The sequence below is a fragment of the Paraburkholderia sp. GAS82 genome (assembly GCF_050436285.1).
GTDB classification, from domain to species: Bacteria; Pseudomonadota; Gammaproteobacteria; order Burkholderiales; family Burkholderiaceae; genus Paraburkholderia; species Paraburkholderia phenazinium_B.
In genome coordinates this window covers 82,273-104,803 of the sequence record NZ_JBNDLX010000010.1, presented here as the reverse complement: position 1 = coordinate 104,803, position 22,531 = coordinate 82,273, and the positions used below count along the sequence as shown (strand labels likewise).

The window sequence follows — 22,531 nt, the reverse complement described above, 5'->3', positions numbered from 1 at the left end:
GATTTAAGGACAGGTAATGAGCAATACCGGCAACAAAAAACTCCATCCAGGGTGGGTGATCTTCGCGCTTGCCATGGGGGGATTTGCGATCGGCACAACCGAGTTCGCGACGATGAGCCTGTTGCCGTTCTTCTCTCGCGGTCTGGGGATCGATGCACCCACGGCAGGGCACGTGATCAGCGCCTACGCACTGGGCGTGGTCATTGGCGCGCCGGTGTTTGCCGTGCTGGGAGCGCGGCTGCCGCGCCGCACGCTGCTGATTTCGCTGATGGGTATCTTTGCGCTCGGCAACGGCCTGAGCGCGGTGGCCCCCAACTACCACTGGATGCTCGTGTTCCGCTTCCTGAGCGGGCTGCCCCATGGCGCCTATTTCGGCGTCGCGGCGCTTGTCGCAACCTCGCTGGTGCCGGAAAACCGCCGCACGACCGCGCTTGGGCGCATGTTCCTGGGCTTGACGCTCGCAACCATCGTTGGTGTGCCGATGGCGAACTGGCTGGGCCAGGCGATTGGCTGGCGCTGGAGTTTTGGCCTCGTTGCCTTGATGGGCGTCGTGACGATGACCTTTGTATGGCGGCTGGCGCCGTACGAGCCGGCGCATCCGGAATCGAGCCCGCTGCGTGAACTCGGCGCGCTCAGGCACACGCAGGTGTGGTTGACGCTGGGCATCAGCGCGATCGGCTTTGGCGGTATGTTCGCGGTGTACACGTACCTGGCCGATGTGCTGGGTGAGGTCACTGGCGTCTCGGCGCATGTCGTGCCGATCGTGCTGAGTATCTTCGGCGTGGGGCTGACGATAGGCAATCTGCTGGTGCCGATTCTTGCCGATCGCGCCCTGATGCGCACGGCCGGTGGGATCCTGGTGTGGAGCGCGCTCGCGCTCGCGATATTCCCGCTGGTTGCCGGCAATGTCTGGCTGCTCACGCTGGATGTGTTTCTGATCGGGCTGGGCGGCGCGCTCGGCACGGTGCTGCAGACCCGCCTGATGGACGTCGCGGAAGACGCTCAAGGTCTCGCAGCCGCGTTGAATCACTCGGCATTCAACACGGCTAACGCGCTCGGACCGTTTCTTGGCGGCCTCGCTATCGCGGCAGGGTACGGATGGACTTCGCCGGGATGGGTGGGCAGTCTGCTCGCCCTATGCGGCCTCGCTCTCTGGTTCGCTTCGGTGACGTTGGATCGTAGCCGGTTGCGCAAGCTGTCGCCAGGTTAGCGCTAGCCCAGCTTTTTGCCCAGCCGCCGCATGCCATTGAAAACCGCCTCGGCAAGGTCCAGCGGGAAATCCCGGGGTAGCAGGGCGGCTACCTCGTCGATCACGCCAGGCGTTCGCGCTGCGAGCTCGCCGAGCATCTCCTCGACCTCTGCCGGCGAAAATCCGACGCGTTGCCCCTGAGCGATCCACTGGCGGCGCTGGATCTGGTTGATCAGATAGTGGACGTTCTTGCTGCGCACGGCCATCGCCAGTCTCACCCGCTGTGCGGCAATGTGATTCGCGCCGCGGCCGATGATCGGGTGGGCCGAGAGGACGTCGTAGAGAGGCGTGGACTCGTAACGGTTGCCCGGCAGGTGCGCGATGCTGAAGTTCTTGGCGTGGCCGTCGGTGGCGGCGAGCAGCCAGAACAGGACCTGCGTCGTGAAGAAGTTGCGCCGGTCTTGCATCGAGCGCTCGGAACCGGCGAGCACTTCCATGATTTCCTCTATACCCGGCCCGCCATCCGCCTGGTACTTGCGAAGCGCGGGCGTGCCGGTTGCCTGACACATATCCTCCTGGGGTAAGCGCAAGATCCAGCGTGCGTCCGTTGATGGTCTGCGGTCGAAGCGTTCGACGATGAGGACCTTCTGTTCTTCGAACGTGGCGATTTCACATTGGGCGACCGGCAACCCATAGGCCGCGACGATTTTCGCGCAGAGCCACTCGTTTTCCACGGAGGTCCGCATGTCGGCGCGCATGTTGCCGACGAGCCCCAACGGCAACTTGAAAATATGCGTTGTCGGCGTGCTGTCCTCGGGTAGCAGCCATTGGCCGTTGTGCCAGAGAAGTGCGGTTTTTTCCTGCGCGCCGGCAATCGACAGGCGCAGATCGTCCACGGGTTCGTGCTGACCCAGTTGAGGTGCGGAGGTCGTGTCGCGTAGAAAGCGGGCGATCTCGGCGTCGTTGAGTGGGCGCCCCCTGATGCTCTGGAGCCCGACGGGCTCTTCGTCCGGCGGCAGCATCTGGATGGCTCCAACGCAGTCACGGCCGAGCGTGGCGAGAAGCTGGAACGGTGCGGTGCCGCCGGTCTGATAACGCCGGGCGATGCGGCGGCGAATGGGCTCGCTATCGGGGAGCAGATTGTCGAAATAGTCCGCGACGACTTCGCCCCGATAGGCCTGATTTCCCGGCGTAAACGGAAGCGACAGCGAAAGCGGGCGACCCTGCGGATGGTCGATCCAGTCGTCCCGATACGCGAGACGCTCGCCGCTGCGGGTTGTCTCCCAATAGCCAACTGGCAACCCGTTCATCCACAGGTTTAACCGGTTCGGTTGCGTGCCGCGCGGCATGGTTACCAGTTTTCCTTTGCCTTGCTGGTTTTACTGACCTGGCGCTTCGGCCCGGTGTCTTGCTGGGGGCGTGGCGAGGCCTTCGGGACCGCTTTAGCAGGCCCGGCTGCACCGCGCTGCCGGGCGAGACTCATGCCACGCGCGGGCGTTCCCGGTGTTTTAGCCTTCGTGGGCCGGGATGGAACCGTACTTTTTTCGCTGACGGCGGGCTCCGCTGCGCTGGCGGCCGTTTGGGCCAGCACCACTTCGACTTCGAGCACGCGCAGCACCTTGAACAGCCGTTCAACGCTGACGGCCGACGGATCAGCCTCGAGTTGCGCGTAGGTTTGCTGCGTCACGCCGAGGCGGCTGGCAAGCATGGCCTGGGTGAGCCCGGCGGCCTTGCGGAATCCCTGCAGGAGGGGCCGCAACTGGGCAACGGTTTTGACGGGATAATTCACGGGTGGCTCCGTTCCATATCTGAACGTTCATACAGGCTAAAGACTGTAAATCGAACTAACAGTCTATCCTCTGTATTTTGCAAATACAAGCTAAAGACTGTTAATGCAAAATACAGCTGTAAGCCTGTATTCTGGCCAACCGCCACTTCCTATGATTTACGCGCCCAAAGCGCGAGCCCGGCACATGCCACCAGCAAGGAGCCGGTAACGAAAAACACCGAGTGCAGGCCAAGCGCCACACCGATCTGGCCGCCAATCACCGGGCCGATCACTTGCCCGCTAAACTGCGCGGATTGCAGATAACCGAGCATTTGCCCCGTCTTGCTCTCGTCGACCGAGTGTCTGGCCAGCTTGGCGATAGACGGCAGCAGACCCGCGAGCGTCATGCCCATCAGCATGCGCAATCCGGCCAGCTGCCACCATTCGGTGACGAAGGCCTGCGGGATCATCACGAGACCGGTGAGCACGAGACACCCCACGATCACATTCCAGCCGCCGATGCGGTCAGCCAGTGCGCCAAGGCGGGCCGCCGTCAACATGCTGCCCAACGCGGAACACGCCATGACCAGGCCCGCGATACGGGCCAGATGATCCGCCTGCACACCCAGACCGCCGATATACACGGTGATGATCGGCTCGATGGACATGTTCGCAAGCAGCACCATCATCGCCGTGACGAGGAGCGCGGCCACCACGACATGGTTGGTCCGGCGGCCCGGCGTCACGGTCTTGCTGGCAGCACGGTTGCCCAGGTGGTCGGCCGCATTGAAGTCCTCTTTCACCAGAAAGATCGTCAGCAGCGCCGCCACTGCGATCATCGCTCCGCCGGCGAAGAAGGTGCCGCGAATCCCGATCCATTCGGGCAACAGGCCGCCGACCAGCGGCCCAACCAGATTGCCCGCCAGCGCTCCTGTCGACAGTATTCCCAACGCCCAGCCGGCGCGTGCCTTGGGCGCCTGCGAGCCCACCATCACGGTGGAGGCCGAAGAGTAACCGCCCACCAGACCGGCGATCAGACGCAGCGCCACTAACTGGTGGACCGAATGGACCACCCCTATCAGCGACATCACGATGGCCATGCCGATCGCCGCGCGCACCAGCATCGGCTTGCGGCCGTAGCGATCTGCAAGGCGTCCCCACAGCGGCGCGGTTACGGCGGTGCCGAGAAACGTTGCGCCGAAAGCAATGCCCGACCATTGGATCACGGCCGACGTCGATTCGACGCCGAGCTGTCGCACATAGAGCGGCAGAAACGGCAGCAGCATGCTCAGGCTGACGAGCGTGGTGAATGAACCAAATACGCAGACCGCAAGATTGCGTTTCCAGTGATTCTCGTTGCGCTCGGCATAACCGCGCGACGCCGGTTGTTGAACCGGATGCAACAGTGATTGGGCAGGTTGATTCATCTCGTCCTCAAGGCGGCAACCAGGATGTGAGCGCCAGTGATGCGGCACCCTTCTGTCACTCATGGAAGCAGTCTAGATTGAACCGAATAAGGAGAGAATTCATTCGACACGGAAGACATTCTTCCGCCGCACGGTTCAATCAGCGTCTGTAACCAGCTGCATCTGCTTGAAATGACGGCGTAGCCGCGGCGTCGCGAAGTCGACAAACGCTCGCACTTTGGGGACCGAGAGGCGACCCTGCGGCGTCAGAAGATGAATGGGGAGAGGGGCGTGTTCGGCGTCGCGCAGGACGAGCTTGAGCGTGCCCTCCTTGACTTCCTGCGCTACGTGGTAGGAGAACATGCGCGTGACGCCGCGACCGGCTACCGCCGAGTCGACCGCCGCCTGGATGGTGTTGACGATAAAACGCGGCGTGAAGTCCACCACGAGCGGAACGGTGGAGCGGCCCGCCGGCGGGAAACTCCACGAATCCAGTCCGAAATGGGTCATCGAAATGATCTGATGGTGCGCGAGGTCGGCCGGCTCATTAATGCGCGGATGTTTGGCGAGATACCGCGGAGAGGCCGCCACCACTCGCCGGACTTCGCCAATCGGGATCGCGATCAGCGTCGAGTCCGCCAGATGCGCGATGCGCAGCGCCACGTCGACACCCTCGTCGATCAGGCTCACCGGACGGTCGAGCAGTTGCAGGCGGACCGAGACGTCCGGGTAGCGGTCGGTGAAATCGTCGACGATGCCGCGCAGCACGTCCTGACCCGCCGCAACCGGCGCGGTTATCGTCAGCAGGCCGCGCGGCGCCGAGCGCTCATCTGCAACCAGCAGATCGGCTTCCTCGAGTTCGGTGAGGACGCGCCGGCAGGCGGACGCATAGCGTTCGCCCGCTTCGCTCAACTTGATCGTTCGGGTGGTCCGGTGCAGCAGGGCCGCGCCGGTGTGTTCCTCGAGAAAGGCAATCGCCCGGCTCACGGCGGCCGGAGAGCGGCCAAGGCGGCGCGCCGCGCCCGCCAGACTGCCTTCGTCGAGCGTGGCGATAAACACTTTCATCGCGTCGATACGGTCCATGTTGCATCAGAGGGGCGGCGGCGAAATTGCCTCCCCAAGTGTACCGTGCGACGCGGACGCTCCTGCTACTTCTGGCTGAGCTGCCTTCGATATGCCTCGACCGGCAGTCCCCCCCAGCCCCAGTTCTCGGTTGGCACCTCTTCGATGACCACGAAGGTCGCTTCGAGCGGTTTGTTCAGCACGTCGAGCAGGAGCTGACTCGCGCCCTTGATCAGTTGCGCCTTCTCTTCTGCGGTGACGGAGTCGTTGCCCGGCTTGCTGCCTTCGCGGGTGACCTGGATCGTGACGATTGGCATGCTGTTCTCCTTGAAGTATCGGACGGCTGGGCGCCTGCGGCCGGGATGTACCTGGCGGCAGGCGCCCGTTTGCGCTTAGTGGCCGGCGCTCTGGCCACCGTCGACGTGCAGGATTTCGCCCGTGACGAACGGAGCGGAATCCAGATACAGGATGGCGTTCACGATATCGCTCATTTCGCCCATATGCCCGACCGGATGGAGGGCGCCGAGCGCAGCATGCGTTTCGGGCGCGTGCATCGGCGACTTGATGATGCCGGGCGCGACCGCATTGGCGCGAATGCCGCGTTTTGCATATTCGATCGCAAGCGAGCGGGTCGCCGCGTTCAGACCGCCCTTGGTCAGCGAAGCGAGCACCGAAGGCACACCTTCAATCGCCTGGTCGGCCAGCGTAGTGCTGAGGTTGACGATATGGCCGCTCGAGTTTTTCTCCATCTCGGCGATGGCCAGTTGCGTGATGTAGAAGAAGCCGCCCAGATTCACGCCGGTGATCGCTGCATAGTCTTCCGGGGTGTAGCTGGTGAAGGGCTTGGCGATAAAGATACCGGCGTTGTTGACCAGCGTATCGATGCGACCAAAGCGCGCCACGGCTTCGCTGATCAGGCGGCGGCCGGTTTCGGGATCGGCGATGTCGCCTGCGACGGTCAGAAGATCCGGATCGTCCGACGGCTTGATGCTGCGCGCCGTGGCGGCCACGCGATAGCCGAGTTGACGGAATGCTTTAACCACTTCTGCGCCAATGCCTTGCGACGCACCTGTAACGACAACGACCTTTTGTGATGTGCTCATGATAATCCTCAGTGTGTGTTTGACCCGGCTCTTGCGCCGGTCGGGCCGGTGGCTCCGATAGGTGCTAAATCTAGGCGCATTGGCGCAAAGTTCGAATACCCGCCATGGTCAAACACTTGTGACTCCGAGGAATAAATGCGGCGCGGTGGGTTCCGCGCCAAACCCTCCTAAAGCGGGAATCCGCCGGCAAAGCTCTCGCGCAGATAGCTGACGAACAGGCTCACGGCGCGCGGCACATGGGACGCGTAGGGCCGCAGCACGTAAAGCTGGTCTGCAAATGCGCCGGTGACGCGCCACTCGGGCAACAGCACAACGAGCTTGCCGGCGCGTACGGCCGCCTGGGCAGTGAAATCGGGTAGCAGCGCGATGCCCAGATCTTCGAGCGCCGCATCGCGCAGGTCCTCGCTGTTGTTGGCGGAAAACGGTCCGCTCACCGGCAGCGTGACGGGCGCGGTAGCGGTTTTGCGCGCCGTCTTGCGCTCGAAGGACCACATCGCAGGACCGGTTGCGCGCGGATAGAACAGGCAATCGTGGGCGGACAACTCTTCGGGTATGCCGGGTGTGCCGCGCCGTCGCAGATAACCACGCGACGCTACGATCACGGACTGCGTGCCGCAGAGCTTCCAGGCCACGTGTGTATCCGGGGCCTCCGCACTGTGGCGAATTGCCAGATCGAAGCCTTCCGTGGCAAGCGAGGCAAGCCGGTCGGAAACTTCGAGCTGCACCCTGACCTCGGCGTGGGCCTGCAAAAACGCGGGTAATCTGGGCACCAGCTGCTGCCGGGCGAAGGCCACCGGCGCGGTGATCCTGATGACTCCGCGCGCCACGCCGGCCAGCTCCCGCACGCTGGCGAAGCTGGTGGCGATCTGTTCATACTGGCTGCGCGTATTCTCGACGAGCCGCTGGCCGGCTTCGGTCAGGCGCACGCTGCGCGTGGTGCGCCGCACCAGAGAAATACCTGCCGAGCGCTCCAGTTCCGAGATACGTTGACTCATCGCGGCCTTGCTGACCCCCAGGCGCGAGGCGGCGGCCGTATAGCTTCCCTGTTCCGCGAGTACCGTCAGCCAGTGCAGATGGGTCCAGAGGCCTTCAATTTTTCCGCTTTCCATACATTCATTGTTCACTATAGAAAACAATGAGTTCAATGATAGCGCCTTTGCAGTGGGGGGCGTGCACCCCTAGACTATATAGATCGCCAATCCACGACTAGGAGTCGACATGCAAGCCTTCAACGATAGTGCAGACGTAGGACATTTCATTCAGGGCAAGCGTGTCAAAAGTGCGGGCACCCGTAGCCAGCCTGTGTTCAATCCGGCCACCGGTGCGCGGCCGCGCACGCTGTTGCTGGGCGAGGCTGCGGACGTCGAAGCAGCGGTTGCGAGCGCGAAAGCCGCATTTCCGGCGTGGAGCGACACGCCGCCGATCCGCCGCGCGCGGGTCATGCTGCGTTTCCTCGAATTGATGAACAAGCATAAAGACGAGCTCGCGGCCATCATCACGGCCGAGCACGGCAAGGTGTTCTCCGATGCGCAGGGCGAAGTCTCGCGCGGCATCGACGTGATCGAATTTGCCTGCGGTATTCCGCAACTGCTCAAGGGCGACTACACCGAACAGGTTTCGACGGGCATCGACAACTGGACCACGCGTCAGGCACTGGGTGTGGTGGCAGGCATCACGCCGTTCAACTTCCCGTGCATGGTGCCGTGCTGGATGTTCCCGGTTGCCATCGCGGCCGGCAACACGTTCATTCTCAAACCTAGCGAACGCGATCCGTCGGCGTCGCTGTTCATGGCCGAGCTTTTGCAGCAGGCCGGGCTGCCGGATGGCGTGTTCAATGTCGTGCAGGGCGACAAGGTCGTGGTCGACGCGCTGCTGGCACATCCGGACGTGAAGGCGGTGAGCTTTGTCGGTTCGACGCCGATCGCCAACTACATCTACGAGACTGGCGCGAAAAACGGCAAGCGCGTGCAGGCGCTGGGCGGCGCGAAGAACCACATGGTGGTGATGCCCGATGCCGATCTCGACCAGGCTATCGACGCGCTCGTCGGTGCCGGTTACGGCTCTGCTGGCGAGCGTTGCATGGCGATTTCCGTGGCGGTGCTGGTGGGCGATGTAGCCGACAAGATCATTCCGCGCCTCGCCGAACGTGCCCGCAATCTGGTGGTGAAGAACGGCATGGAGCCCGATGCGGAAATGGGCCCGATCGTGACGCGCCAGGCGCTGGAGCGCATCGAAGGCTATATCAAGCTTGGGGTCGAAGAGGGCGCAAAACTCGTCGTCGACGGCCGCGGTTTGAAGGTTGCCGGCCACGAAGATGGTTTCTTCACCGGGGGCACGCTGTTCGACAACGTGACGCCGGAAATGCGCATCTACAAGGAAGAGATTTTCGGGCCGGTGCTTGCGTGCGTTCGCGTCAAGGACTTCACCGAGGCGGTGGACCTGATCAATGCCCACGAATTCGGCAACGGCGTCGCGTGTTATACGCGTGATGGCCACGTGGCACGCGAATTCGGACGCCGGATCGAAGTCGGCATGGTCGGCATCAATGTGCCGATTCCCGTGCCGATGGCATGGCACGGCTTTGGCGGCTGGAAGCGCAGCCTGTTTGGCGACATGCATGCATATGGTGAAGAGGGCGTGCGTTTCTACACGAAGCAGAAGTCGATCATGCAGCGTTGGCCCGAGAGCACCGAGAAGGGTGCCGAGTTCGCCATGCCGACGGCGAAGTAAGTCTGAAAGAAGGCGATGCGTTGCGTGGTCGCGGCGGTCTTGCCGCCACGGTCGACGCATCGAAGTATCGGAGGGGGAGGCGCTGGCCGGAATGGCGAGCGTCTCCCCTTGAACAATACGGCGCCAGACGCGCGCCGCCTCCCCGGTCAGAAGTTTCCGTGCAGGTTCACAAACGCGCTCAGCGGTTGGCCAACATAGACACCCGCCGCGTTAGCCGCCACGAAATAGCGCCGGTCCGTGATGTTGTGGACGTTGACGTCGACACCCCACGTACGCGCTTCATAGCCAAACGCCGCGTTTGCAATCACATAAGACGGAATCGAATTGACGTTGGTAATGTCGCTATAGCTCTTGCCCACGTAATTCACGCCTGCTCCAACGTGAAAGCCCGGAATTCCCCCAATCGAAAAATCGTAAGTTGTCCAGAAGTTGGCCATGTAGGCGGGCGCGCCTTGCGGATGGTTGCCCACTGACGTGATGCCTTGCGGATTGTCGGTGATCACCGCGTGCTGCGCGGTCACGTTCGCGAGGACATGCAGATGATCCGTCACGGCGGCATCGAACGATGCTTCCGCGCCTTTGGTCCTCTGACTGTCGAACACGACCGACTCCACCTCGTTGAGCGTGACAGCCGCTGCGACGTTGTTCCGCGATACATCGAACAAAGCCGTGTTCAGCACAATCCGGTCATCGAGAAACGAAAACTTGATACCCGCTTCGTATTGCAGCGCCGACTCCGGCGCACCGATGCCGGCTTGAGCGTTTTCCGAATTGAAGTTGGCAAGGTAGCTCTTCGACACGCCGACATATGGCGACATCCACGGCAGCACCTTGTACAGCGCGCCGATGTTCCAGCTGACAGGTGCATTGTCTTGCGTCTCCTTGACGCCTGCGAGTATCGGCTGGCCGTTGGAATTGAAAGCGCCGGGCACCGAAATCAGCGGTGTGAGCGAGGTATCCCACCAGTCCTGCCGGACGCCCGCGCGAATCTTCAGCTTGTCCGTTACATCGATCTGATCGGTGGCGTACAGGCTGTAGTAGTTCGCGGCCAGATCATCGTTGTCGCAGGAATGCTTGGCATCGCACAGGAACGTCAGGCCCGCGAGAGACGTCTCCGGCGGCACCGGCGCGAAAGCATCGGGGATGTTCGGGAGATCGGCGGTGCTACGGTTCGTATCGATAGTCTGGTGCTGGAATTCGAAGCCCGTGACCAGGGTGTGCGCGACGCTTCCGGTGCCGAATCGCCAGACCGGCTCGAGTTGATAGTCGAAGCTGCTGTCGTTGTCGTCCTGCTGACGAAGTTGCCGCCCCACGACTTCATCGCCCACGACCTTCGTGTTCGTGCTGTCGCCGTTGCCCAGCACGTCGAGCGTACGGTGCAGATAGGAGAAGCGGTTGTTGATCGTCAGAAAGTCATTGACTCGCCAGGCGTCCGTGATCGTCGGGCGGACGAAGTTCTCATTCGCGAAGGCAAACGGTGTCGAGTATTTCGAATTGATCGAAACACCGCTGATGGGCGTCCCGTGGAAATAGATCAGCCCATACGAATCCGGTGTTTCGTGGGTCTGCCGGAGATCGAGCGTGAAGTTGATCGTATGGCTGCCCAGTTGCCATTGCAGCTGCGGCCTGATTTCGTCGTCGCGGCTGTACAGATCGCGAAAGCCGTCGGCGCGCGAGAAGGTGGCGTCCACCCGGTAGTTCAGACCGGCAATGCCGGTTGGGCCGGTGATGTAGTCGCTGTTCGAGACCGTGCCGAACGAGCCGGCTTCCAGGCTTCCCCCGTAGTGAAGTTCCGGCGACGGCGTGTAGTGGACGATGTTGATGGTGCCGCCCGGAGGGCCGCTGCCGAATAGCGCCGAGCCTGGCCCCTCGAGAATCTCGATCCTCTCGACGCCGTTGAGCGAATGCGAGATGCCGCCGAGCAGATCGCCATCGGAGAAGCCGTCTTCGTAGATCTGCGCATTCAGGCCGCGAATCAGAAAGTGGTCGTAGTAGCCTTTGCTGTCCTGACCGCCTACGTTGATCCCGCTCGCGTTGCTGACGCTCTCCCGCAACATCGTCGCACCCTGTTCGGACAGCAGGGCGCGCGGGATGACCTGGACGTTCGAAGGGAGGTCCTGAAGCTTCGTGCCTGTCTTGCTGGCGCTGGCGGCCTGTGTCGGGTTGTCGATATTGTCGTTGCCGCCGTATGGACTATAGTCAGCGGGCGTTTTGCCTTCGACCTTGACCGCTGGCAGCGTAGTAACCGCCGCCTCGGTTGGCGAGGGCGGCGCCGGTTGCGCGCTCTGCTGCGCCAGCGCCGCTTCCGACAAGGCCAATGCCGCCAGAGAAAACACGGTGTTGCCGATATGCCTGCATACCTGGGCCGTGCAGATCGTCTCTCGGCTCCCCTTTGCACTCATCGTAAATTCCCTTCTCGTTTTTATTACATGTTGCTTTCGTTTTCCACGGAGACGACGCGGGTACGCGCTCGGTGTCACAATTCCGTGGGCTAAATTTGCTAACGCAAATCAAAGTGATTCGCATTAACCATGTGCAAACGAGAGGGCCGAGGGGTTTATTCCATGGTCTTGCAAATTTTTATGCCGGCCGTCTGGAATACATGGGCATCAGCCGGCGTTTACCGTGCGTTGACGCTTGATGTGTCGAGCCCACCCGGTGCCGGGATGCCGTTCATGAGTTCCAATGGTTCACGACGCTGGAGAAGGCTGTCTGCTGTGGGCCCGCAGGCAAGCGCGCGGACCTGGCGGCGCGTGCTCGCGTTCGCATTGACTTGCCTGATGGTTTCAGCGGGCGCTTTCGCCCAATCGACCGGTGCGGTATCGGCGGCCATGTCCGGCGCGTCGATGGCATGCACCCATGCCGCGACACAGGATGCCGTGAGCGCGGACATCGAACGGTTCCGCTGTCTCACAGCCGAAGAACAGGCGAAGTCCTTGCGCACACGAATCGAAAATCATTCGCTGCTGTCGCTCTCCGACGATCAGATCCTTTCCCTGATGAACGCAATGAAGCCGGAGGCCTTCGTCGAGTACGCGAAGTTCGACATGGCGCTCGACAACGGCTACGAGTACAGCATGTTCCGACAGGAGCGTATTTCCGGCCGATGGTCCGAGCGGCCCGATCACATGATCATCCGTTACCAGGACACGCCGCGAAAGGTCTACGCAAAGTGGCTGCCTGACGGCGCCCATGCGGGACAGGAGATCCTGTACGACGAAACGACGGATCCGGACAGCCTCTACGGTCACGCTGGCGGCCTGCTGCGTCTCGTGTCAGGCAAGGTGGCGGTGGATGGGTCGTTCGCACATGCCCAGTCGCGCCATAGCGTGCGCGATCTGAGTCTGCAGTTCATTGCCCGTACTGTCGAACATGACGCGCGCAGCTTTCGCGACGAGGGCCTTAGCGAAAAGCCGACCCGCATCGAGCTCATGAACGCGCAGGGGACGCGCCTGCTTGCGTGGACATGGGTTGCCCGCTCAGGGCCGCCGGCTCACTATGCGCCACGTGTGCGGCTGCTGTTCGATCTTCAGCACCCGTGGCCCAGCGGCGAAGCCGCGTGGGACGCGCACGGCAACCTGCTGGAGATGATCCGTTTCGAAAACGTCGTGCCTCGCCACTGGAGCGATGCCACTTTCGACCGGCACAATCCCGAGTACGCTTTCCGCTGACGTCGTGCCCGGCATCCCCTACTTATAGTATTTTTCCGCGAATTCGACCGCGCTGAGTTCGCGGAAATCGGCCAGTGCGCCGTCGATCTGCGCCGCACTCCAGTCCCACCAGGCGATCTGCTGCAAGCGCTCCGCAGTCTGCTCGTCCACGCGAAAGCGCAGTACGCGCGCCGGTACGCCTACGACGATCGCGAACGGCGGCACGTCTTTGGTGACGACGGCGCCCGAGCCGATTGCCGCACCGGTGCCGATCTTCACGCCCGGCATGACGATGGCATCGTGGCCGATCCACACGTCATGACCGATTTCCACGCAGTCCTGTGCGCGCCATTCAAAAATGCTGGCGTCGTCGTCAAGCGACAAGCCGTAGGAGCGTGAGCGATACGTGAAGTGATGGAGCGTCGCGCGCCATGCCGGGTGGTTCGGCGGGTTGATACGCACGCCCGTAGCGATATTTGCGAACTTGCCGATATGGGCGTGGGCGATCTGGTTGTCGCCCATCGCATAACCGTAGTCGCCCAGCACCGATTGCGCCACATGGCTACGCGGTCCGAGATAGGTGTAGCGGCCGAAGTCGCTGGCGCGCACCAGCGCCGTAGGGTGGATGTCCGGCTCTTCCTTCAAGGGACGGCCGAGCGTCCACGGGTCGGTTCCGACGCCATGATTGATCAGCATGCGAATTCTCGTGATTCGATAAGGAGGGGAAGCCGTCTCAGGCTAGGCGACCAGACCGCGCAGATAGGCTGATGCGCGTTCGGCGCATGCGACCAGCACAAACGTAGCGATCAGCAGGAACGACACCGTCTGGTACTGGAACAGGTTCATGGCGGTCAACAACTGGAAGCCGATGCCACCTGCGCCCACGAAGCCGAGCACCAGCGACGAGCGCAGGTTTTCGTCGAAGCGGAACAGGCCGATGCCGAGTAGCGAGGGCAACACGCCCGGCACCACAGCATGGCTCAGGATCTGCAAGCGGCCGGCGCCAGTCAGCGTGAGCGCTTCGACCGGACCCATGTCCATGTCTTCGATCACCTCGGCGAAGAGCCGTCCCAGCATGCCGATCGAATGCACCGCCAGCGCCAGCGCACCCGGAAACGGCCCCAATCCGACCGCGGTCACGAACAGCAGCGCCCACACCAGATCGGGCACGGCCCGCGTGACGCCGATCACCGCACGCGCAGCATAGTAGAGAGGCTTCGCGGGCGTGACATTGGCGGCGGCGAGGATTGCCAGCGGGAACGCGAGCAGCACGCCGAACACAGTGCCGAAAATGGCGAGGTCAATCGTTTCGAGCACTGGCCACAGATTCGGCACGAACTGATCGAAGGCCGGCGGCATGGCGCGCGAAATGATATCGGCCATACCGTGAGCGCCGGTCACCAGATCCTGCGGACGAGCCTGTACGACGATCCACGCCTGGACGAACAGCGCGAGGATGACGACGATGACAGTGGCAGACCAGAAAGTTCGCACTCCGGATGACGCAACCGGCGTGCGCATGTCGAGCACCTTGTTCATGCCGCCTCGGCCAGATAGAGACTTGCAATCTGCTGGCTGGAAACTGCCGAAGCGGGGCGGTCGAACTCCAGTTGTCCGCTGCGCAGTCCGACCAGTCGGTCGGCATAGCGGGTGGCCAGTTCGGGCTGATGCAGCACGCAAACCACTGCGAGACCGTCTTCCGTAGCGAGGCGGCGCAGCAGGCGCATGACTTCGTCTGCCGCCTCGGGGTCGAGACTGGCGACCGGTTCGTCAGCTAGCAGGACGTGTGGATGCTGCGCAAGCGCACGGGCCACAGCCACACGCTGCGCCTGTCCACCGGAAAGCGTACCGGCGCGTTGCCCGGCCAGATGCAGCAGGCCGACTTCGTCGAGGTAAGCGCGGGCCGGTTCGATTTCCTCGCGCGGCACGCGTCCCAGCGCGGTGCTGAGCGTCTTGTGGCGACCCAGCGTGCCGCAGCAGACATTCGCCAGCACACTGCGGCGCTTCACGAGATTGGCGTTCTGCGAGATCAGTGCGAGCGGCAGACGGGCCTGCCGGAGCGCCTTGCCCGAAAGCGCGGCCAGATCGCGGCCGGCCAGTTCGACCGCGCCGCCCGTCGGCCGGTTCAAGCCGACCACGCACTTCATGAACGTCGACTTGCCGCTGCCGTTGCTGCCCAGCACCACGACCATTTCACCGGCCTTCACCGCGAGATTGAAATTGCGCAACGCGGCGTGACCATTTGCATAGCGCATCGACAGGTCGCGCACGGCGAGCTTCACGCCGGGAGCGAGCTTGGCGCGCGGTGCCGTTGCCGGCACGCTGGAGGCAGCGGCCGCACGGTCGCCGGCCGGGTCCAGCGGCAATGCGCCGGAGGTGCTGGAGAGGGTATTCACAGTTTTGCCAGGTCGATATGAAGCGTGGAAACCAGGTCACGAATCTGGTTGTAGGCGGCATCCGTTTGCGGGACCGTCTTCAACTGGGGATTCTCGTTTGCTGCGAGGAATTTCTGGTCGGCTTCCGGCAACTCGCGGAAATCGAGTGAACTCAGCACGGCTGCCAGTCGCGCCTTGAAATCGGCGGGCAGGTCGGCACGCACTGCCAGAGGATCGAGCGGAATGGGCTCGGATTTCCAGAGCGTGACGTAGCCAGCGGGATCGTACTCGTTATGCAGTTTGGCGCTCGCGATCTCTTCGCTGTTCAGCTCGCCCGCATCCACCTTGTGGTTGCGCAGCGCTTCGAACGATGCGGTGTGACTACCCGCGTAGATTGCCTTGACGCCCTTGTCCGGATCGACGCCGTTCTTGCTGAGACCATACGCAGGGAACAGATGCCCGGAGGTGGAGGCCGGATCGGCATAAGCGAATGAATGACCGTTGGTATCGGCAAGCGTCTTCACGCCCGAGCCCGGCCACGTGACGATAGAAGCGTAGTAGGTGGCCGGCTTGTCGCCTTCGCCGGCAAACGTCGCAACCGCCTCGGCGTGCGCGACCTGATGGGCGAGCACATAGCCCAGCGGGCCGAACTGACCAAACTCGAGCTTGTTGTTGCGCATTGCCTCGATCTCGGCGTTGTAGCTGGTCGCAACGTAGATATCAACCTTGCAGCCGAGCTTGTCGCCGATCAGCTTGGCGAGATCGTTGTACACGGGCAGCATGCGCTGCGCCGATTCGTACGGTTCGACGCCGAAACGGACCACGCCGTCGTTCGGACAGGTGCCGGCCGCATGGGCAGCGCCGGAAATGAAACTGACTGCCAGTGCCGAAGCGGCAAAAACTTTGGACAACTTCATAAATTCCTCAAGTTAGTTTTGAACCGCAGCGAACATTCGACGACTTGTGAACCCCGCATCAGTCTCCCGCCTTTTAGGGCAGGAGCGCTGCAAACGCGGTCCGAAAATTCAATCTGGACCATTCTAGAAATCTCATATGACACATCGGTGTACGGATAGAGACGTCTAGATGAATTTGACGGCACCAGCATGGTGGCGGCCCGCGCGCCTAGACGATCCGTTCACCCGCGCGCCACGTGGCGCGGGGAATGGGGAGCTGGTCGTGCATCCGCACCCGCACGAAATCCGCACGCAGGCCTGCTGTAATCGAGCCGCGGTCGTGCAGCCCCACCACGCGCGCGGGTTCGCTTGAGACGGTCCTCATGGCGCGCGGCAGCGTCCAGCCCGCCTTGTCGACCAGTTCGAACGCTGCGCTCAGCAGGCTCGAGGGTACGTAGTCTGACGAAAGGATATCCAGCAGACCGGATTTCGCGAGTTCAAGCGCGGACACGTTGCCGGAATGCGAACCGCCGCGCACGATGTTCGGAGCGCCCATGATCGTCGAGATACCGTATTGGTGTGCGGCCTGGGCGGCATCGTGGGTAGTGGGAAATTCCGCCAGAACGATGCCTTCGGCGGCGGCCTGCTCGACGTGCTCGACCACTGTGTCGTCGTGGCTCGCCACCGGCACGCCGAGCGCTGCGCAACGGGCGACGATCTGGCGGCGGTGTTGATCTGCGTAACGCTCCTGACCTTCTGAAAGCTCGGCCACCACGGCGGCAAAATGTTCGTCAGTCAGCTTGCCGTGGCGCTCCTGAAAGCGGCGCCACTGGTCGCGGTCCTGCCATTGCCGCTGGCCGGGGGTGTGATCCATCACTGAAGCGAGCCGCAGAAGGGGGTGGGTGTAGAGCGAGTCGAACACCTCTACGACATCGGGGGCGGCGATTTCACAGCGCAAATGCAGGAAATGGTCGGCACGCAACAACTGACACTCGGACAGGCGCGCGAGTGCTTGCGTGCAACGCGTCTGCAAGTCGCGGTTGTGCATGTCGACGTCCGAACGCGCGCCGATTCTGAGCGAATCGAAAACCGTCGTGATTCCGGCTGCGGCTACCTGGGCATCGTGGATCACGAATGCGGCGTCGATATTCCAGCGCACGCCTGGGCGGGGCGCGAGATGCTTCTCGAGGTTGTCGGTGTGCAGTTCGATCAGACCGGGCAGCAGATAGTCGCCGTCCCAGTCCTCGGCATTCGGCGCGGACGTGCTGCCGCGCTCCACATCGCGGATGAAACCGTCTTCGATGCGCACGGTTCCGAGAAATTCTTCGTCTCGCGTGACGACGCGAGCGTTCCTGATCAGCATGGACATGCTCCGTTTGGTGCCGGATATCGCGCAATGACGTTCTGCGGGCGCCGCCGCCTCCCGGGGAATCGAGGAGGACCGATACATCTAATCGTCTAGACGTTTTGGACGACACTCGATCGCCCCGAGAAGGCGTGCCTTCACCCTGCATCGCTGCTCGCGCGCTGAAATGCACGGTAAGGCTTTCATTGGAACCGATGTGCGTGACAGCACCATGACACGCGCCGAGGTGTCGAGCGGGAGATTGTTCACGCAGGGAAGAGGGCCTCGCGCCGATCCGTAGACGATAGCGGCGAGAAAGAGAGCAGGTGGAAATGGCGAAAAAAACACCAGACGAAAAAGGGTCCGCCCCACGGTCAATAAGGCGGACCTAAACAGGTATTTACGACCACTGCGACGAGTAAGAAGCAGTGTGAGCGCATCGTATGCTGACGAATATGCCGTGGTGTAGACAAGTAACGTTGAGTAAGCGAATTTGGCTGCTGCCAGATGCATCGTTCGCTTCGTCGCCCGGGGCGGGAACTGTTGGGCTTACCGGGTAAGGTGACGAAAGGTAAATACTGTGATTGAGATGCCACGTTTGTCAAAAAAAGTTTGATGCAGCGTTAATGTCTTGCTAACTTTCGTTTGCCGCGTGACGAAGCCAGCTTGGACAGAACGTGATTGAGTTTGGTTCGTATACCGAATCATTTTCAAAAGACAGGCTGGTTGCGGCTTGTAACCGGTCTGGGTGACTTGCTCCTGGTTTGTCTTGCCTGAGTTCGGCTGGTCCGGGACCGCTTTGGCGGCATCTGGATCGATACCACTCATCAATGCAATGTAATTCGCTATTCGTTCAGGCGAAGGACGCTGCACGCGTGTGCCCATTGATGTCTGTTGCACTTGATATGCCGTGCCGTGCTAGCCGGTCGCAGGGTAAGACGATCTGAAAATTCATACGATTAGTACTGCGATTCGTATGGAATGGATTTGACGGGTTCGCTTCAGAACGGACGAAGGTCGAGTGAGGCCTTCGTGTTTGCAGATCGGGGTGATGGGTCCAAAAGACTTCTCACTATGAATTGGGTCCCTACTGACAAGAGAGAAGGGCAATGAAACTACGGGGTTTGACGCTCGCCATCCAACGAATCGTTTGGGCTGAAGTGGCGCTAACAGCTGCATGTGGTGTACCGGCATACGCGCAGAGCCAACCGGCGGCCGCTACCGCAGATGCGGCATCCGCAACGGCGGCGAAACCGGCAACTGCGACTTCGGCATCTTCGCCGGCGGCCACGTCCGGCAATGTGAAGCAGCTGCAAAAGTTCGAGGTTACCGGTTCGCTGATCCGCAGTTCGGACAAGACGGGCTTCAATCAGGTCCAGACGATTTCGCAGAAAGACATCGAGGACAGCGGCTCCACGACGGTCGCCGACTACCTGCGTACGACGACCGCCAACTCGGCAAGCAGCTGGAGCGAGGGCACGTCCGCGAGCTTTGCCCCTGGTGGCGCAGGGATCGCGCTGCGCGGCATGAGCGAAAAATACACGCTCGTGCTGATCGACGGCCAGCGTGTTGCGCCCTTCGCGTTTGCAGTCAACGGCACTGATACCTTCTTCGATCTGAACACGTTGCCGACGAACATGATCGACCGCATCGAGATCGTCAAGACCGGCGCAGTTTCGCAATACGGCTCGGACGCAATCGCCGGCGTGGTCAACATCATCACGAAGAAGGATTTCCAGGGGCTGCAGCTCGACGGCAGCATTGGCGGTGCGCAGCACGGCGGTGCAGGCACCACGAACTTTAGCGTGCTCGGTGGTTTCGGCAATCTGACGTCGGACGGCTTCAACGTGACAGCCGCGGCGAGCTACTACCGCTCGAGCGGCATCACCATGGCCGAGCGGGACATCACCAGCGACCAGGATTACTCCAGCAAGAACGGCGGCTTCTTCTCGCAGCCCGCCTCCTTCTGGAATACGGCAACCGGCACCCAGGCGCTGAGCGATTGCGCGGCATCGGGCGGTACCGTGACGTCGGCGGCAAACAACCTCGCGACCCAAGGGTCCGGCACGGTGTGTTCGCGCAATGGTGCAAGTGCTGAGTCCATCGAGCCCGAAACCCAGCGCAGCAGTGTCAAGGTACATGCCGACTTCAAGATCAACGACACCACGCAGGCGTATGCCGACGTGTGGGAGAGCTACAACACCACCAAAACGGATCTGGGTCTCGCCGGGTTCAGTGATGGAGATAACCTGGGTACTTCACTCTACGAGGTAAATGGAGTTGTCTCGCCGTTTCCCGCTACAGTGGGCGGAACGGGGTTAACCTATGTCTTCCCGACCGAGCAATCGGTGACGACGGTCTCGAACTTCTACCGTCTCTCGACCGGGGTGAAGGGCACCATCAGCACAGACAAGTTCGGCGACTGGGATTGGAATACGTCATACGGCCACTCGCAAAGCGAAGTGTCCAACGCGTACGGCAATCAGATCAACGCCTCCGTGCTGTCAAGCTATCTCAGCAGCGTAACGCAGAGCACGTTTAGTTCGTCGACCCTCAATTCGTTGCCGGGCCTGTTTGGCACGTCTTACGATCAGGCTATTTCGAAGCTCGATGTGCTCGATGCGACGATCTCCACCGCGAACCTGTTCTCGCTGCCGGCAGGCGATGTGGGTCTTGGCTTTGGTGCGCAGTTCCAGCATCAGAGCGAATATATCGGCGCGGGCTCTACGGAATATCTGAACCCGCTCACGCAGGCGGTGGATGGCGAACGCAATGTTGCGGCGGTCTACTACCAGATCGACATTCCGTTGCTGCGTGGCCTGACCTTCAGCCAGTCGGGACGCTACGATCATTACAACGATTTCGGCGGCGCCTTCTCGCCACGCTTTGCACTGCGTTACCAGCCGGTTTCGGCCCTGACGATGTATACGTCTTACAATCGCGGCTTCCGTGCACCGACGCTGGTCGAAACGTCTGAAAAGGCGAGCCTCGGCTACCAGACCGTCGACGGCAAGGATGTCTACGAAAATTCAGTCGGTAATCCGAACCTGCAACCTGAACGCACGAAGAACTACAACATCGGCTTTGAGTTGTCGCCGGCCCGCAATACCGACATTGGCTTCGACTGGTACAAGATCGACGTGACCAATGTGATCGGTCAGGAGAGCATCGCGGCGCTGGTTGCTGCTGATCCGAACGCGACGGTCTACAACGTAACCTACGAAAACCTTGCCTATCTGCATACGGATGGTTTCGAAGGGACGTTCAAGCAGGCGTTGCCGACAAGTATCGGTACGTTCACGCTGTCCGGCGACTGGGCGTACGTGTGGCACTTCGTTATGCCTAACGACGGCGTCGCGGACGACTATGCCGGCAACAATGGCGCAATCGACACGGTGTTCGGTGCGTCGTTCCCGCGGTGGAGAGGAAACACGCAGTTGAGCTGGGCTTTCCACAAGTGGACGACCACGCTGAGCTGGCAGTTCACCGGTCCGTACGCACAAGCGATTGTTGCCGGATCGCCTGCTGTGGGATCGTATAGCCAGTTCAATATCTACACGAGCTACAGTGGCTTCAAGCACTGGACGCTGTACGCGGGCATCGACAACATTTTCAACCACAAGCCGCCGTACGACCCGGTGTGGCAGTACGAAGCCCGGGGCTACTATGACACGTCGCTTTACACGTATGTTGGCCTATATGGCCAGGTTGGCGCGACGTACAAGTTCTGATGCCTGAGTAGCACAGTTGTTCAGGCGCCCGCGCCGGTCCCTTGCAATGGGACTGGCGCGGGCGCGTTTTCGTTTGTGACGCAGCACACGGCGCCGTGCCTCAGCCCACCGCACGTAGGGGTCGAGTAACGGCTTATTTCCTGCGGAAACCTTTCGTAAGCACTCGCGCCCTACGGCCTTTTCTTCGCGCCTAGATAGCGCCCAAGCCGACTATTCTGCCCTCACGCGACCTGCATCGTTCTGTTTATGCCAGCTTGCGCCAGGGAACGCATGCCGCGCGCCCCAATCCGACACTTTCCTCGTACAGGGTTAGTCATGTCTACATCGAAAACTGCTTTTCCATTTGTTACCCGACTCCTTGCAGATTCCTCGCCGACGCTGTCGCTCTGCGTGCTGGCGGTCTGCGCGACGCTGGCTGGCAACGCGTCGGCTGCGAGCTTTCATTGCAGCACCAGGTCTTCGGCTTCCGAGAAGATCGTCTGCGCCGACCCGGAGCTATCCAGCCTCGATGATCGCCTCGCGGTGAGCTATCAACGCGCACGGGATGCGAGTCCCGACCCGCGTTCCGTGGAGACTGCGCGGATCCAGCAATGGCTCTGGCGTCAGCACAACTGTACCGACAAGGCATGCGTGCTGAACTGGTATCAACGTCGTATCGCCGAACTGGATGCGGACTACGAGCAAGGCAAACAGGCTCAGCACGATGCCTTTGAAGCGGCGCTGGTCGACCAGAAGCTGGTCCCCTCCGCGGCGGACGCCGTCAGGCAGTTGAAAAATGAGTCGATCGTGGCGACCGCCCAGGGCGCGAACCCGGCGACGAAGTGAGTTTCTTCGAAACACGGCGCGAGGCGAACTGAGGATAACTACGTATGCGCCAAGGGCCATCGGTAAGGCTGATCGTTTCAATAGAGGAAGGGCCGCTAGATAGCGTTGGCGGTATTGTCGAGCTCGGCGGGCGCAAAGTCGGCGTCTGGTATTACGACGCGATGGAAAGCATCGTCGTGACGCGGGCCTTCCGCAACAAGGTAGTGATTGGAAGCGCGGCCGAGGTGGTCTCGCAGTTGCGCCGGCTCGCCATCCGGCGTTGATAAGGCAGGGGCCTTGCGCTCTTGCCACGGAACGACACTAGCGTCTGACACGCTGGTGTCGACCCATTCCATCCGTAAGCCTCTCAGGCGCATCAGCGCCGCTACGCGATCTTCAGCATCGCGTGGATCAATCCTTTGTCGAGAATGATGGAAGCTTTCGACAATGCGACACAAATCTCCACAAACGA

The 22,531-nt window shown here is 61.6% G+C and carries 20 protein-coding genes; 6 read left to right on the top strand and 14 right to left on the bottom strand.

Features of this window, described 5'->3' with window-relative positions; genetic code table 11:
- Positions 1–16: 16 nt before the first annotated feature.
- Positions 17–1,210: an MFS transporter gene (locus tag P3T17_RS28315; protein WP_074268087.1), complete on the top strand. Its 1,194-nt coding sequence runs from the start codon at positions 17–19 to the stop codon at positions 1,208–1,210.
- Between the two features lie 2 nt (positions 1,211–1,212).
- On the opposite strand, the gene P3T17_RS28310 is transcribed toward P3T17_RS28315, so the two are convergent.
- The 7 genes from P3T17_RS28310 to P3T17_RS28280 form a co-directional block, all read right to left on the bottom strand.
- Positions 1,213–2,538, bottom strand: coding sequence for a type II toxin-antitoxin system HipA family toxin (locus P3T17_RS28310; RefSeq protein ID WP_074268088.1), 1,326 nt, complete (start codon positions 2,536–2,538; stop codon positions 1,213–1,215).
- Positions 2,539–2,540: 2 nt separating this feature from the next.
- Entirely contained in the window at positions 2,541–2,978 is a 438-nt protein-coding gene (locus P3T17_RS28305) for a helix-turn-helix domain-containing protein (RefSeq protein WP_429409731.1), read from the bottom strand.
- A gap of 149 nt (positions 2,979–3,127) precedes the next feature.
- Positions 3,128–4,384: an MFS transporter gene (locus tag P3T17_RS28300; RefSeq protein WP_429409730.1), complete on the bottom strand. Its 1,257-nt coding sequence runs from the start codon at positions 4,382–4,384 to the stop codon at positions 3,128–3,130.
- A gap of 135 nt (positions 4,385–4,519) precedes the next feature.
- Positions 4,520–5,446, bottom strand: a complete 927-nt coding sequence (locus P3T17_RS28295) for a LysR family transcriptional regulator (RefSeq protein WP_429409729.1) — start codon at positions 5,444–5,446, stop codon at positions 4,520–4,522.
- 65 nt (positions 5,447–5,511) lie between these two features.
- Positions 5,512–5,742, bottom strand: coding sequence for a tautomerase family protein (locus tag P3T17_RS28290; RefSeq protein ID WP_429409728.1), 231 nt, complete (start codon positions 5,740–5,742; stop codon positions 5,512–5,514).
- A gap of 75 nt (positions 5,743–5,817) precedes the next feature.
- A complete protein-coding gene (locus P3T17_RS28285; protein ID WP_074268093.1) occupies positions 5,818–6,528 on the bottom strand; it encodes an SDR family NAD(P)-dependent oxidoreductase in 711 nt (236 codons plus the stop codon).
- 167 nt (positions 6,529–6,695) lie between these two features.
- Positions 6,696–7,637 (bottom strand): LysR family transcriptional regulator, encoded by a 942-nt coding sequence (locus P3T17_RS28280; protein WP_429409727.1) that lies wholly within the window; start codon positions 7,635–7,637, stop codon positions 6,696–6,698.
- 109 nt (positions 7,638–7,746) lie between these two features.
- Here P3T17_RS28280 and P3T17_RS28275 point away from each other — a divergent pair, with 109 nt between their 5' ends.
- Positions 7,747–9,258, top strand: coding sequence for a CoA-acylating methylmalonate-semialdehyde dehydrogenase (locus P3T17_RS28275; protein ID WP_074268095.1), 1,512 nt, complete (start codon positions 7,747–7,749; stop codon positions 9,256–9,258).
- Between the two features lie 146 nt (positions 9,259–9,404).
- Here P3T17_RS28275 and P3T17_RS28270 read toward each other — a convergent pair whose 3' ends face one another.
- Positions 9,405–11,660, bottom strand: coding sequence for a TonB-dependent receptor (locus P3T17_RS28270; protein ID WP_429409726.1), 2,256 nt, complete (start codon positions 11,658–11,660; stop codon positions 9,405–9,407).
- Positions 11,661–11,933: 273 nt separating this feature from the next.
- Between P3T17_RS28270 and P3T17_RS28265 the strand changes: the two genes are divergently transcribed.
- Positions 11,934–12,929: a DUF1571 domain-containing protein gene (locus tag P3T17_RS28265; RefSeq protein WP_429409725.1), complete on the top strand. Its 996-nt coding sequence runs from the start codon at positions 11,934–11,936 to the stop codon at positions 12,927–12,929.
- A gap of 18 nt (positions 12,930–12,947) precedes the next feature.
- Here P3T17_RS28265 and P3T17_RS28260 read toward each other — a convergent pair whose 3' ends face one another.
- The 6 genes from P3T17_RS28260 to P3T17_RS28235 all read right to left on the bottom strand — a co-directional run bounded on the left by P3T17_RS28260 (position 12,948) and on the right by P3T17_RS28235 (position 18,424).
- Complete coding sequence (locus P3T17_RS28260) at positions 12,948–13,604, bottom strand: acetyltransferase (protein ID WP_429409724.1); 657 nt, start codon at positions 13,602–13,604, stop codon at positions 12,948–12,950.
- Between the two features lie 42 nt (positions 13,605–13,646).
- Complete coding sequence (gene phnE, locus P3T17_RS28255; protein ID WP_074268097.1) at positions 13,647–14,447, bottom strand: phosphonate ABC transporter, permease protein PhnE; 801 nt, start codon at positions 14,445–14,447, stop codon at positions 13,647–13,649.
- Positions 14,444–15,304, bottom strand: coding sequence for a phosphonate ABC transporter ATP-binding protein (gene phnC / locus P3T17_RS28250; RefSeq protein ID WP_143787685.1), 861 nt, complete (start codon positions 15,302–15,304; stop codon positions 14,444–14,446). The genes phnE and phnC overlap by 4 nt, the downstream gene beginning before the upstream one ends.
- Positions 15,301–16,200, bottom strand: coding sequence for a phosphate/phosphite/phosphonate ABC transporter substrate-binding protein (locus P3T17_RS28245; RefSeq protein ID WP_429409723.1), 900 nt, complete (start codon positions 16,198–16,200; stop codon positions 15,301–15,303). The genes phnC and P3T17_RS28245 overlap by 4 nt, the downstream gene beginning before the upstream one ends.
- Positions 16,201–16,408: 208 nt before the next feature.
- On the bottom strand, positions 16,409–17,542 hold the full coding sequence (locus P3T17_RS28240) for an alpha-D-ribose 1-methylphosphonate 5-triphosphate diphosphatase (protein ID WP_429409722.1): 1,134 nt from the start codon (positions 17,540–17,542) through the stop codon (positions 16,409–16,411).
- Between the two features lie 531 nt (positions 17,543–18,073).
- A complete protein-coding gene (locus tag P3T17_RS28235; RefSeq protein WP_143787686.1) occupies positions 18,074–18,424 on the bottom strand; it encodes a hypothetical protein in 351 nt (116 codons plus the stop codon).
- 209 nt (positions 18,425–18,633) lie between these two features.
- Here P3T17_RS28235 and P3T17_RS28230 point away from each other — a divergent pair, with 209 nt between their 5' ends.
- The 3 genes from P3T17_RS28230 (at position 18,634) to P3T17_RS28220 (ending at position 22,343) form a co-directional block, all read left to right on the top strand.
- On the top strand, positions 18,634–21,255 hold the full coding sequence (locus P3T17_RS28230) for a TonB-dependent receptor (RefSeq protein ID WP_429409721.1): 2,622 nt from the start codon (positions 18,634–18,636) through the stop codon (positions 21,253–21,255).
- Positions 21,256–21,570: 315 nt separating this feature from the next.
- A complete protein-coding gene (locus P3T17_RS28225) occupies positions 21,571–22,080 on the top strand; it encodes a lysozyme inhibitor LprI family protein (RefSeq protein ID WP_429409720.1) in 510 nt (169 codons plus the stop codon).
- Between the two features lie 44 nt (positions 22,081–22,124).
- Entirely contained in the window at positions 22,125–22,343 is a 219-nt protein-coding gene (locus tag P3T17_RS28220) for a hypothetical protein (RefSeq protein WP_074268102.1), read from the top strand.
- Positions 22,344–22,531 lie beyond the last annotated feature (188 nt).